At 62.9% G+C, this 13,212-nt stretch carries 11 protein-coding genes and 2 riboswitches; of the genes, 2 read left to right on the forward strand and 9 right to left on the reverse strand.

The genetic code is table 11. The annotated features are described in order from the left end of the window. Positions 1 to 227: 227 nt before the first annotated feature. The 3 genes from GY725_10690 to GY725_10700 form a co-directional block, all read right to left on the reverse strand. A complete protein-coding gene (locus tag GY725_10690; GenBank protein MCP4004652.1) occupies positions 228 to 893 on the reverse strand; it encodes a TetR/AcrR family transcriptional regulator in 666 nt (221 codons plus the stop codon). Positions 894 to 972: 79 nt separating this feature from the next. Continuing rightward, a complete protein-coding gene (locus GY725_10695; GenBank protein ID MCP4004653.1) occupies positions 973 to 2,658 on the reverse strand; it encodes a cation acetate symporter in 1,686 nt (561 codons plus the stop codon). Beyond that, the gene (locus tag GY725_10700) at positions 2,655 to 2,957 is read right to left on the reverse strand and encodes a DUF4212 domain-containing protein (protein ID MCP4004654.1); all 303 of its coding nucleotides are present in this window, start codon (positions 2,955 to 2,957) and stop codon (positions 2,655 to 2,657) included. The genes GY725_10695 and GY725_10700 overlap by 4 nt, the downstream gene beginning before the upstream one ends. A 157-nt stretch (positions 2,958 to 3,114) precedes the next feature. On the opposite strand from GY725_10700, the gene GY725_10705 reads away from it, so the two are divergent. Next, entirely contained in the window at positions 3,115 to 5,448 is a 2,334-nt protein-coding gene (locus GY725_10705) for a DEAD/DEAH box helicase family protein (protein MCP4004655.1), read from the forward strand. A 7-nt stretch (positions 5,449 to 5,455) separates the two neighbouring features. Here GY725_10705 and GY725_10710 read toward each other — a convergent pair whose 3' ends face one another. From GY725_10710 to GY725_10720, 3 genes are read right to left on the reverse strand one after another with little or no spacing between them, the layout of a single operon-like run. Then, positions 5,456 to 6,190 (reverse strand): hypothetical protein, encoded by a 735-nt coding sequence (locus tag GY725_10710; GenBank protein ID MCP4004656.1) that lies wholly within the window; start codon positions 6,188 to 6,190, stop codon positions 5,456 to 5,458. A 21-nt stretch (positions 6,191 to 6,211) separates the two neighbouring features. Further along, positions 6,212 to 8,026, reverse strand: coding sequence for a hypothetical protein (locus GY725_10715; protein MCP4004657.1), 1,815 nt, complete (start codon positions 8,024 to 8,026; stop codon positions 6,212 to 6,214). Next, entirely contained in the window at positions 8,023 to 10,098 is a 2,076-nt protein-coding gene (locus GY725_10720; GenBank protein ID MCP4004658.1) for a TonB-dependent receptor, read from the reverse strand. Before GY725_10720 ends, GY725_10715 begins: the two co-directional genes overlap by 4 nt. Before the next feature lie 25 nt (positions 10,099 to 10,123). Continuing rightward, positions 10,124 to 10,313: riboswitch (cobalamin riboswitch) on the reverse strand. 123 nt (positions 10,314 to 10,436) lie between these two features. Beyond that, positions 10,437 to 10,642, forward strand: a riboswitch (cobalamin riboswitch). A gap of 26 nt (positions 10,643 to 10,668) precedes the next feature. On the opposite strand from GY725_10720, the gene GY725_10725 reads away from it, so the two are divergent. Continuing rightward, positions 10,669 to 11,472 carry a PEP-CTERM sorting domain-containing protein gene (locus GY725_10725; GenBank protein MCP4004659.1) on the forward strand — a complete coding sequence of 268 codons (804 nt, stop codon included), beginning with the start codon at positions 10,669 to 10,671 and terminating at the stop codon, positions 11,470 to 11,472. A 30-nt stretch (positions 11,473 to 11,502) separates the two neighbouring features. Here GY725_10725 and GY725_10730 read toward each other — a convergent pair whose 3' ends face one another. The 3 genes from GY725_10730 to GY725_10740 form a co-directional block, all read right to left on the reverse strand. Further along, complete coding sequence (locus tag GY725_10730) at positions 11,503 to 12,732, reverse strand: CoA transferase (protein ID MCP4004660.1); 1,230 nt, start codon at positions 12,730 to 12,732, stop codon at positions 11,503 to 11,505. Between the two features lie 10 nt (positions 12,733 to 12,742). Next, positions 12,743 to 12,997: a hypothetical protein gene (locus GY725_10735; GenBank protein MCP4004661.1), complete on the reverse strand. Its 255-nt coding sequence runs from the start codon at positions 12,995 to 12,997 to the stop codon at positions 12,743 to 12,745. Positions 12,998 to 13,026: 29 nt separating this feature from the next. Next, positions 13,027 to 13,212, reverse strand: a 186-nt coding sequence (locus tag GY725_10740) for a hypothetical protein (protein ID MCP4004662.1), incomplete at its 5' end; no start/stop codon positions are given.

The raw sequence follows: 13,212 nt of genomic DNA on the forward strand, positions 1-13,212 counted from the left end.
GAGCGAGAAGCGGGAATCGCCGCCTGAGCAAGAAGCGTGATCCGATCGCAGATCCGTAGATCTGCAGAGGGTCGCGCGACGCAGCGCAGGCGGATGCATCGCGCTTCGCAGCCGCAGCCTCCCTGTGCAGAGGTTCCCTAGCGGCTCGGTGCTTCAGACTTGGCGCCATGCGGGCTCACTTTGCCAGATGCAGAGCCAGTTTCCCATCCGCGCTTCCCGAGAGGAGGTCAGCGCTCGGTAGATTCGGGAAACACGCCCAGATAGGCCAGACACGCGTAGGTCAGCTCTTCGATCAGATCCTTTTCAGCAAGTGCGCCTGTAGCCTCGAGGATCGGTCCGAACAGGACCTTCTGCTGAAGGACTCCGAACAGCATGCGAACCACGAACTGGGCCGCCGCCGCGGGCGCGGGGTGCATGATTTCCATGCGCCGTTCCATGAGCAGCGAGAAAAACAGCTCGTGGATATGGCGATTCAACGAGATCGAACGCACCTGGAAGTCGTAATCGACGACGGTTCGCAACTGGAGTGCCCGCAGTAGACCCAGGCGTTCGGAGTTGGAGCGAATCTGGAAGCGCACCAGCTCCGCAGTGATCGCAGCGACGGACGCGCCCTTCCAGCGCTCTGGATTCAGGGCGGCTTCGGCCGTGACCCAGGCTTCCTGGATGAAGCGCTCGTGGAGCGCGTTCAGAACTGCATCTTTGTCCTGAAAACGCGCGTAGAACGAACCCACTGAGGACCCGGCGCGATTGGCGATCTGGGCGACGGAAGTGTCTTCCCAGCCCTTCTCGTTCAGCAGGTCTTCAGCGGCGTCCAGGAGACGGTCCAGAGTGGCCTGGCTGCGCGCCTGACGGGGCGGCCGAATCCACTCGAGGCTGACGGGGGCCGTTGCCATTTCGAGCTCCATAAACAGAATTAGAATTCTGATTCCATTTCAGCGCGAATCGGCCCATCGCGTCAAGAAAAATTCTCGATCAGATCCCGGGTCGTCGAATTTCATCAATCAATTCAATGACTTCCTTTGGAGGGGGGCTGGTGAATCGACTGACGCCGAGCGTTACCGCGAAGTTCATCAGCATACCGATCGTGCCGATGCCCTCCGGGCTGATGCCCAGCCACCAGTCCTCGGGGCTGCCCCAGCCCAGGATCTTGAAATAGATGATGTAGGCGGCCGTGAAACCGATCCCGGTCAACATGCCGGCGATCGCGCCTTCCTTCGTCGCGGTCTTGCTGAACACGCCGAGCACCAGGATCGGGAAGAAACTGGCGGCGGCCAGTCCGAAGGCGAAGGCCACCACCGCGGCCACGTAATCGGGCGGATGGATGCCGAAGTACCCGGCGACCAATACCGCCGCAGCGGCCGAAATCCGCGCGAGCAGGAGTTCTCGGGCCTCGCTCATTTCGGGCGTGAATATCGACTTGAACAAATCGTGGGAGATGGACGAACTGATCACCAACAACAGGCCGGCCGCGGTCGACAGAGCGGCGGCGAGGCCCCCCGCGGCCACCAACGCGACCACCCAGGCGGGCAGGTTCGCGATCTCCGGGTTGGCCAGGACCATGATGTCGGGATCGACCTCCAGTTCGTTGGCCTGCTCATCACCGCTGTAGCGGATCATCCCGTCGCCGTCTTTGTCGGCAAACGCGATCAGGCCCGTCGCCTCCCATTTCTTGAACCACTCGGGAGCGTGCTCGTATTCGGTTCCGTGCAAGGTCTGGATCATGTTCACGCGCGCAAACGTCGCTACGGCCGGCGCGGTCGTGTACAGCAGGCCGATGAAGAGCAGCGCCCACATCGCGCTCCAGCGCGCGGCGCGCGCACTCGGCACGGTGTAGAAGCGAATCAATACGTGCGGCAACCCGGCGGTGCCGACCATGAGGGCCATGGTGATGGCCAGGATGTCGATCTGCGACTTCTTTCCGGCGATGAACGCACCGGTGTACTCGGGCAGTCCAAGCTCCCGGTGAATCTGATCGATGGCATCGAGCAGATAGAGGCCGGCGTTCGGACCGTCGACCACCATCGAACCAAAACCGATCTGGGGAATCGGGGTTCCGGTCATCTTGAGAGAGATCGCCACCGCCGGAATCAGGTACGCGAAAATCAACACTGTGTACTGGGCCACCTGTGTGTAGGTGATGCCGCGCATGCCGCCCAGCGTCGCGTACACCAGCACCAGGGCCATGCCGAAGAACACCCCGGTGTTGATCTCGACTTCCAGGAAGCGCGCGAACACGATACCGACACCGCGCATCTGCCCCGCCACGTAGGTGAAGCTGACGAAGATCGCGCACCCCACAGCGACGATCCGCGCCGCCTGCGAGTAGTAGCGATCGCCGACGAACTCGGGGACGGTGTAGCGCCCGTACTTGCGCAGATAGGGCGCGAGCAACAACGCGAGCAGCACATAGCCGCCGGTCCAGCCCATCAGGTAGATCGTGCCGTCGTAGCCCATGAACGAGATCAGACCGGCCATCGAAATGAACGACGCCGCACTCATCCAGTCCGCACCCGTCGCCATGCCATTGGCGATCGCGGGAACGCCCTGCCCTGCCACGTAGAAACCCGCGGTCGTCTTGACCCGGCTCCAGACGGCGATTCCGATGTACAGCAGGAAGGTCGCGCCGACCATCGCGTAGGTCCACTCCTGGATGCTCATCGGCCCTCACCCCTGTCATGGTTCCGGTCGATGCCGTCCATGACCCGCGCGTAAATGAAGACCAGCGCGATGAAGATCAGGATCGAGCCCTGTTGGGCGAACCAGAAACCCAGTGGAAAGCCGCCCATGCGGATGGTATTCAGGGGCTCGACGAGCAGGATTCCCAGGCCAAAAGAGCCCGCGAACCAGATGGCGAGAAGCCCCACCAGGAGGCGGATATTCGCCCGCCAGTAGCGCGAGTCGCTCGTCCCATCTCGCCCCGCATCCCCGGTCGGTTCGCTACGGCCCTCTGAATCCACCCGGTCCCCTTTTCTCCTGATTTCGTCTTCGGCGGGCCCGAAGCCTCAAAGCCCGAGCGCCGATGGCCGCCCAGACTAATGGGTTGGCCCGAAAAGGGGCAAGCGCAGCTGCTTTTCCGGGGCAAGCGGCGACTGATGTGCTACCTAACCGATCCGCATGTGGAAAGAGGGGAACAAGCTCGTTCACCCCTTCAACCCCGAGCTCGGAATCGGGTTCGTCCGACGGGTCGATGGCCGCTATCTAGAGGTCTATTTCCCTCAGGTCGAACGCGAGGTGACGCTCGCGGCCGAAGGGTCTGGACTCACGCCACTGGTGCTACCACCTGGGGCGGCGGCCGTATTGCTCGACGGCGGCGACGAGGTCGAGATTGCGGCCTACGAGGACGGTGTCTACGAACTGACCGATGGGCGAAACATCGCCGACGCCGACCTCTGGCCGCTGGAATCGGCCGACAACCCGATCGAACGGCTGGCGAACTTGCGCCTGGATCGGCTCGGCGGCTTTCGCAATCGCGTCGAGGGCATGCACCTTTCGAAGCTGCGCGAGGCGGGCGGTCTGGGGAGCTTTCTCGGCGGTCGCATCGAACTCTTTCCGCATCAGCTCCACACGGCCCTGAAGGCCGTCGAAATGGACGACGTGCGCTGGTTGCTGGCCGACGCCGTAGGCCTGGGCAAGACGATCGTCGCCTGCCTGATCCTTTCGGCTCTGGTGCGGACCGGGCGGGCCCAACGCGCGCTGATCGTCGCGCCATCGACGCTCACCGTGCAGTGGCTGGGTGAGTTGTACCGGAAATTCCACCAGGTATTCCTGCTGCTCGACGAAGACCGCATCGACAGCGTCGAGGCGGACTACGGCAAGGGCAATAATCCCTTCGACGTCCACCCCTACGGTGTCATCTCGATGGAGCAATTGACCGATGACGCCACGCTCACGCTAGCGGCCACGCAGGCCGACCTGGATCTGATCGTCGTGGACGAAGCGCACCGTATGGCGAACCCCGACATCGAGGCCGCGCTCGCCCCGCTGGTCCGGCACGCGAAGCACGCGTTGCTGCTCAGCGCAACACCCCTTTCAGCGGATAGGGGCGGATTCTTCCGCCTGCTCAAGCTCCTGCATCCCGAGAACTTTTCGTCGCATGAAGAATTCGATCGAGCCGTCGCATCGGGCTCGGCCGTGTTCCCGTGCACGAGTGCGGTCCGGCGCGAGGATCTCGGCAACTGGCCACCGCGCTCGGCGCAAGCGATCGATCTGGGACCGGCCATGAAGGATCCCAAGAGTGATCCGCGCGCCGCCTGGATCTCCGAACACACGCGGGGCTGGCTCGAGAAGCGCGAGAAGGCGCTCGTCTTCGTGCATAGCGTGAAGATGCTCACGAAGCTGAAGAAGTACCTCGAAAACACCACACAAACCCACATCGCGACCTTCCACGAAGAGATGACCGAAGCGCAACGCGATATCGAGGTCGCGCGTTTCCGCGAAAGCAACCTGCCGGTGCTGCTCTGCTCCGAAGCGGGTACCGAGGGTCGCAACTTCCAGTTCTGCGATCGCATGATCCACTACGATCTGCCCTTCGATCCGATCGCACTCGAGCAACGCATCGGTCGCCTCGACCGCATCGGCCGCACCAAGGACGTAGAGATCATCTATTTCCACTGTGCGAAGTCGAAGCCCGACGTCGCCGGACTTTTTGAGAAGCTCGACTTGTTCTTGCGCCCTTCTGCCGGTCTCGATTCGGCGCTCTCGGGTATCGCTCCGGCACTGGAGGCCGCAGCCGAAGCCAATACGAAGATCGACATCGACGAACTCGTGGCAGGCGTTGAGAAGGCGCGAAAAGGAAATACTCAAGACGTCCCGCGCGTGATCTATTCCGACGCCTACGACAACACCCAGGCCGAAGAGATCCTGGCGATGGTGCCCGAAGATCTCGAAACCCATATGCGCAAGTTCACGCTCGGCGCGGCGAACGACCTGGGGTTGCGGATCGTCGAGAAGGGCAGCCAGTCGCTGTACTACATCGAGATGGGTACCTCACTGACGATCGACTCGATCCCCGGCGTGGCCGACGATGCCCGCTGGCTGGGTACCTTCTCGCGAGAAGAAGCCATCGAGAAGGACGAGCTGGAATTCTATGCCAGCGGTCATCCACTCGTGGAGGGATTGCTGCTCGAGTTCGAAGACGGACCGCGCGGTCGCGCCGCGATCATGGAGATTCCGAACAACGAAGCCGAAGGTGCGGGCTTGTTGTGCCTGTTCAAGAACGGGCCGAAATGGCGCACACTCGTGCTCGACACGCGCGGCGACGAACGACCCGATCTGGCGGAGGCCGTGCTGGCAAACCTGTCGAAAGCCCGCCCGGTCAAGCCCGAGGACTGGGGCCTGGATCAGCGCTTCGGCGCAGGCGTTCGCGAACTCGGCAGCATGGCGGTTCTACACGCACCGGGCGAGAACCTGGAAGCCGCGGCGTTCTTCCGCTTCGTTCCGGAAGCTTGATTCTCGCCTAACCGGCGGCTTCCTGACGCAGGCGTTCGGTGGCGATGGCCGAGACGGCGGCCTGAAGGTTGTAGCAGGGAATGAATCCGGCCATCGGCACGCGGATGCGTTCGTCACATCGGCCGAGAACTTCCGCCGGGATGCCGCCGTTTTCACCGCCGACCACGAAGACGCAGGGTCCGGTCAGATCGGCTTCGTAGTGCAGGCGTTCGGCGGCCTCGTCGAGTGCGAACACTCTGTGGCCGGTTCGCCGCGCCGGTTCCAGGAGTGAGGCTGCGGGTGCCCAATGCACGGGCATGAACTTGTCGGCGCGCATTCCGGCGCGCAGGGCCGCCTTGCGCGCGTCGCCTTCGAAGTCGGCGTCGACGACGATGCCCTCGCCACCCGAGACCTCGGCAGTTCGAATCACCATTCCGATATTGCCCGGGTAGGCGACGCCGACCATCAACCAGCAGGCTCCCCGCGCGGCCAGCATCCCTTCGATGTCTGCGGTTGGATTGCGACCGACCAGCGCGAGCGCCGGGGCGGGAGGGTCGACGGCGGACAGTCGTGCGATCACGTTGGGAGTGGCCGAGCGCACGGAGATGTCGCGACGCTTCGCGAGTTCGAGTAGCGCACCGATCTCAGCTGGTGGCGCGTCCTCGCGGTACATCAGCAGACGCACATCTGCCGCACTCTCGATCGCGGCCTCGATCGCCGCGACGCCCGCAATCTGCCGGATGCGTTTCTCTTGCTCGCTCACGCGGGGAGTGTAGGCGATCCGTCAGGGCAAAAACGGCGCGCATACGTGTCCGGCCTTCGGGCTCAATCGCCCAAGTGCGCGCTCGAGCACCACGCGATCGAGCAGATCGCAATCCGATGGACCCGCGTCCCCCACCACATTGCACTTGCTCTGGGCCGGCAGACTGGCCGTCAAGCCCGCGAGCCAGTCTCGCAACGCGGCCAGATCAGCGTCTAGCACCTCGCCGTCGTCGTCGACATCCCCGCACTGACACGCGTCGCCGATTGCATCGGCTCCGCCCGGACCGAAGCCACCCTGATTGAGCTGGCTCAAATTCGCCTCGAGTGGGCAGTTGTCGAGCGCATCCTCGACCGTATCCAGATCGGCGTCGCCGGTCGGCACGGCTAGAGAACCCGAGAGCGTCGCGCGGCCCACGGTCCCGTCTGGTCCAAGAGTCATCCAGACCACGTCGGTTCCGTCGACCCCACCCGTACTGCTGTCGCGCAAGGTCAGCGTGCCGGGCCCGTGCTCCGAACTCGCTTGCTCCAAGGGCGCAGTCGCCACAAGACTGGTCGACGGACCGAAGCGCGAGGCCTGTAGTGCGTGCGCGGTCGCCAGATTGCGATCGTCGAAGGCCACCACTGAAACCAGACCGTCGTTGAACACGATCGAGACGACGAAATCGCCAGACGCACCGAAGCGAGATTGCGGTACGAAGTCATCGGTTCCCGAGAGCGTCGGAGCGGGATCGATCAAGATCGGATTGCTCACTCCGCGAATTACGCGTTCGGGGAGACAGGGCACGCCTCCGGCCAGTCCGCTGCCCAGCCCGTCGCAAGAAGGCCGCTGAAGGCTCGGATCGATACCGGGATCCGGCAGTTGATCGAGATCGCGAAGATCGATCGCGAACAACTGCCGAAGCGTCGCAGATCCCACGACCGCAACACTGCCCGTCGCATCCACGGCCAGTGTCTTGTAGCTCAGACTCGAGAATCCCAGAGGGATCGACGCCAGTACCGTCGCCGCGACCGGGTCGATGATGTCGATGCTACCGGGACCTACGGCGCCGGGTTTGTAGTCCGGTGGCACTGAAAAATCGATCAGTCCGGTATTGGTGACGGCCACTAGACCGCTGGGCAGGAGCGTGATCTCGGTCGGGTTCGGATCCGAGGTCAGGATATAGGCAGGGGTCGCGGGCGTGACCAACCACGGCGAGTTCGCATCGTCGATGTCGAAGAGCAGTACGGTACCCGGATCGTTCACCTGGGGTGAAAAGCTGTCGAAGTTGCCGCTGGTGACGAGCAATCGATCACCGACTCGCACTGCTCCCGAAGTCAGATCGGTGACAAAGGACGCGATCGGCGTCGAGTCACTGCGCGTGAAGCTACCGGTGATCGTCGCGTCACTGGGGATCGACTTGCGCACGATGCCGGCGTAGCTCACGTCATAGGCGAGGCCGGTGACGGGGTTGAAGGGGACGATCGTTTCGTAATTTGAAGTGGTCATCCAACCCAGAGTCGCCGACTCCATCCAGATCCCGTCGATGTAGGGAGTCGAGAGTGGATCCGGTAGCGATCCGTTCAAATCGGCGGGAAGATCAAAGAGCGGAAAGCCGGGCGCGGCCAGCAACGGCAGATTCGGATCGGCGCGCAACACGAACGAACCCACGACCGGCGGGAAATTGGTACAGCCGGCCACCAGCAGGTTCGGGTCGCTGGGGTACAGCTCCTGTGCCGGAGGACCGTAGCAACCGAGCAAGCCGCTCTCCTCGCTGCCGGGCAGGAAGCTCACGGCCGCGCGAGCCGGTGAGGCCAGAGAACCGAGGACCAGCAAGCAGGTGATCGCGAGGCGATTCATCGCAAGCTCCCGCGCACGCGCAGATACCAGGCCCGATCCGGCAGGGGCAGGCCCAGAGAATCCATCTGGTCGTTATTCGTGATGTTCAACCACTCGGAACTCACTACAGTGTCCTCCGGAAACCAGCTCAGTCCTGGTAGTTGCGAGAGATGTACGCTCAAACCGAGATCGATCTGGCGATTTGGCGCGCCCGTGACCAGCTCGCCGGTTCGGGTCAGTGAAAAACGATCGTCGTGACTCGCTTCTGTCCAGAGGCGTACCGCACCCAGGTCCAGCATTGCGCGACCGAAGAGCTGGTTGCGCGGTCGATGCGGTAACGGCGGGTCGTCGAGGCGATGTTCAGAATCCATTTCGGAGTCCAGATAGGTGTACCCGCCGCGTAGATGCAATCGCTCGAAGAGTTGGACCTGGGCACTCAGTTCGTAGCCGCGTACGCGAGCGGATTCGATGTTTACCGGTGCAAAGGTCGACTGGCTGATCGCGATGAACTCGATCGAGTTCTCGATATCGCGGTGAAAGTAGGCGCCGCTGAGCTGCAGATCCCGCAGCGCTCCGGAACCGTCGCTCGAGAGTTCGAAACCCACGTCGAAGTTCCACGACTCCTCAGGCGATAGTTCGGGATTGCCTCGAATGAAGCCGAAGTCGGGATGGTAGGACTCGTCGAAGTTCGGTCGGCGAAAGGCACGTCCGTAGTTCGACTTGAGGCGCAACCCCGGGGTCAGACTCACGATCAAACCCAGGCTGGGCGAGTACTCGGTTCCGTCGGAACGCGGCACGGGGATGCTGGCGGAAGTCCCGGGCTCGGGGGTCGAACGCACCGAACGGGTTCGAGCCGACTCCGCAGACAGCGCGGGAAAGATCCGCACGCGTCGTTCGAAGAGACTGATCTCCGGCCGCAGGGAGAGGTTGGTCACAAAGCGCCTGGCCGGGTCTGACGCGTCGAAGCGCAGATGGTCGTAGCGCAAAGCGAGCGAACTGCGGGCCGAGAACGACAGGGGTCCGAACGGCTGCTCGCGCAAGCCGTAGTTGAGTTCGATCCCCGTCTGCTGATCGATACTCTGGATGTGCTCGACTTTTCGAACGGTCAGGTAGCCACAAACAGAAGAGAGCGGATTGGGTGCGAACGGGTCGCGTAACTCGCGCCGTTCGTACTGATGCGTCAGGGCCAGTTGTAGATCCCCGCCCGCGATCTGCGAGCGCCTCCAGCGCAGGGATGAAACCACGCGTCGATACTGTTCGTCTGCGTACGGACAGCTGACCTGGTCGTCTTTGGCATTGCGAGTCGTGTCGCTGACGTTTCCCGGCTGACCGCGATCCTTGCGGTAGTAACGCAGAGTCGAACTCAGTGAACTTCGCCTCCCCAGCGCGAGTTCCGCGTTCCAGAACGCGCTGTCTTCGATGAACTGAGCACCGACGCGCGTGTTGCGCTCGTCTCCGGGGGCCACAGCCGGAGAAAGCAGGGTCGCGGGTTGCCCGTCGGTCTGTCGATTGAAACGGAAGTCGTTGTCACTGCGCAGGCGTGTGTACCCCAGTACGGAACGCACTCGTTCCCCTGCGAACGTGACGAAGGAGTCGACACCAAACGTGCGGTAGCGACCTGTCGTTCCCGAGAAATCCAGAGCCGCACCGACATCGGGCCGACGACTCGTCAGCGAGACCACACCACCGACGGCATCGGAGCCGAAACGAGAGGCACCGCTGCCGCGAATCACCTCGATGCGTTCGATGCTGCGCAGCGGCAGCGTCGACAGATCAACACCGCCGCGTTGACTGGAGTTGAGCTTCACGCCGTCGAGCAGGACCAGTACCTGCTCGGATTTGGAGCCTCGGATCGCGGCCGTACTATGCGCGCCGAGTCCACCTTGACGACGCACGCGAACGCCTGGCAGTTCGTCGAGCACATCCTCGACCGTCGAAAAACGATCGTCGTACTCCCGCGCGTTCACGATCGTGCTGAACGCCGAAGGAGCATCGCTGCTCTCGGGCAGTTCCTGCGCGGTGAGTCCGCCGGGGACCATCGCGAACAAGACTGCCGCCAGGCCGGCCCGAAGCCGGCGCATATCGCGCGACATTTCGACTCCCTCCACGGAGAGCGGACATCCGTCCTTCCGCTCCGGCAGGTCTCCTGGCTCAGGGGTCGTAGCGCTTCTTCCCGAGCCTTCCCCGGCGAGATGCCGAGTGGCGACGTTCGGTGAAGCTGCCCCATTACAGTGGCGGGACCGCGGCCGACTTTCACGGCCTTCCCTCTTGGACCCGCAACGCGGGTACCGGAGTGCTCGTAGGATTATCAGGTAAGTCACTCACTGGCAAGCGAGCCGTCTTTTCGCGAGCGAGTCGTCAGATCTTCTATTGACGCCGGGGAGCGGGCTGGGATAAGAATGAGGCCGACATAGCGGTAGGCGGTAACCTCCGGAAGATTTCCGGAGGCGTTTCCCCTTGATGAATACCGAGCAAGTATTCGGGGATCTGCGGGAAGCCGGTGAAAAACCGGCGCGAGTCCGTCGCTGTAACCGGGGACGATCGTCGAGAACACCACCTGGGAGGAAACTCCTGGGGAAGGTTCGGCGAGAGGATGATCCGGGAGCCAGAAGACCGGCCGACTACCGAGACTGCTCTCCTTCGGAAACAAGGGGTAACTAGCAATGGCATACTTGCGTGCTGCGCTCTTCGCGCTCGTGATCATCCTTCTACCGGCGACCTTTTTGCCCGCAACCAGTCTGGCCGGCCCGTTCAACGACGTTCCGGTGCCTATGAGCACGCCGAGCTTCTGGGCGAATAGCTACTCAAATCTGGTTCGAGGGCTCATCAACCCGACCGCTCCCGGCGCTGGTCTCGCAACTGCGGGCAGTCCAAGCCTGGCTCTCGGTCCGGCCACGGGCGCACCGGGCGATATCGTCTCGCTCGGAAACGGCGGCACGATCACCCTGGGATTCAACGGCAGTATCTCGGACGGGCCCGGTGCGGACTTCGCGATCTTCGAGAACGGCTTCGAGTATCAGGGCGATATCTTCGGAGAACTCGCCTTCGTCGAAGTCTCGAGCGACGGATTGAATTTCGCGATGTTCGGCTCGATATCGCTCAATAGCGGGCCGCTCGGGGACTTCGATCCTGTCGACGTGACCAATGTGCACAACCTGGCGGGTCAGTTCGTCGCCGGATTCGGCTCTCCTTTCGATTTGAGTGATCTGTCGGGAGATCCACTCGTGCTCGCAGGCCAGCTCGATCTGTCCGATGTGCGTTACGTGCGCTTGACCGACGTCGTGGGCGATGGCTCGACGATCGACTCCGCGGGAAACCCGATCTACGATCCCTTTCCGACCGTCTTTTCCAGCTCGGGCTTCGACCTGGAAGCCGTCGGTGTGATCAATAGGGTGGACCTGCCCGAACCCTCGATCTGGCTCCTGCTCGCAACGAGTGCCCTGGTGGGACTCACTCGGCGACGCTAGTCAGGATTCTTCACCACGTGCGAGTGCGCACTAGATCACACCCTGATCGCGCAACTCCGCAAGCTCGTCTGCGCCAACGCCGAGTTCCTCCAGGATCTCGGCACCGTGCGCGCCGAGCGCGGGAGCGGCGCTGCGCACACGCGTAGGCGTACGAGAGAACTTCGCGGCCGGCCCGACGATCGGCGCGGGCGTGCCTTCTTCGAGTACGACCGTCTGCAACATATCGCGTTCGCGCACATGCGCATCGGCGACGGCTTCTTGATACGAACGGACCGCCGAAACGGGCAGACGATGGCCGAGGAAATTCTCCACGATCTCGTCCTGTTCGCGATCCGCGAAATAGGCAGCCATGATCGCGTTGAGTTGCTCGCGGCGATCGACCCGGGCAGCGGTCGTCGCATAGTCGGGATGATCGGCCAGTTCCGGTCGGTCGATCAGAGGTGCCAGAATCTTCCAGTGCGCGTCCAGCAACACACCGGCCATCACGTAGCCATCGCTACAGCGATACACACCCGCCGGTGCGGCGACGGTGAACTGACTGCCCATGCGAGGCAGATTGGCGCCCATGGCAGCGAGCGTCGGGAAGCCGTTGGACTGAAAGAGCAGAGCGTCCTGTAGCGCGACATCGATGTATTGCCCCTCGCCCTCTCTGTCTCGATGGCGCAACGCCGCGAGTGAGGCGATCGCCGCGTGCAGACCGGCCAGGTCATCGCTGAGAAAAGTCGGCGACTTGACCGGCTCGCCCTCGGGATCGCCGTTGAGTGAGAGCCAGCCACTGGACGCCTGCGCCATCGGGTCATAGCCCGCACGCTCGCTGTCGGGACCGAAGCTGCCGTATCCGCTGATCGATACGAACACGATATCGGGTTTGATCTTCACCAACTCGTCATAGCCCAGGCCCCACTTCTGCATCGTGCCGGGTCGAAAGTTCTCGACTACGAGATCGGCGGTGGCCACGAGTTTGCGAAACAACTCGACGCCGCGGGGTCTGCGCAGATCGAGCGAGAGGCTGCGTTTGTTGCGATTTCCCGTCGCGTGCATGAACGACTGCGGCGGATTGGTGCCCGGAAGAAACGGCGGAAGCCTGCGCGCAACCTCACCGCCGGGAAGTTCGACCTTGATCACGTCGGCACCTAGATCGGCGAAGACACAACCGCACATCGGGCCCGCCCAGGTGGTGGTCGCCTCGACCACGCGAAGACCGGCGAGTGGGCCGGTCAGATCCGTTCGAGCATTGGCGTAGAACTCATCTTTGGTCACGGTACAGAAACTAGTGTCCTGCGCATTTCGCCGCGCGACTCGAGATGCCCACGGAGCGCCGGGCCATGCGGACGGCATTGCGATCGTGACCGTTCGTGACGTAACCCAGCGAGATACCGCTCCTCGGATCGACCCAGGCGATCTGCGCGGACGGCAAGAGCCCTTCGGTGGCTTCCCGCTCAGCGCGCTCGAACAACTCCTGCAACAGCTCTGGCCCGATGCCGACCTTTTCGGGGCTCGCGATCCGGGGATGGCTCGAACTCATGCCTCTAGCATACCACCGCGCCGCGGGTTTCAGTCATCACCGCGTTTGATTTGCAACGAGAGTCCCGCACGCCCGACCGGAGCAATTCCTCGCTCCAGCGCAGTTCGACCGAAGCGATCCTGAATCTCGTCGACCACGTGATTGAGCTTGCGCCTGCTGCGCCCGGGGGTCTCGAACAGCCCGAGTTGCTCGACCCCGCGAGGTTCGAGCTGTGA

This window comes from bacterium (assembly GCA_024226335.1).
In the GTDB taxonomy this organism is placed as follows: domain Bacteria; phylum Myxococcota_A; class UBA9160; order SZUA-336; family SZUA-336; genus JAAELY01.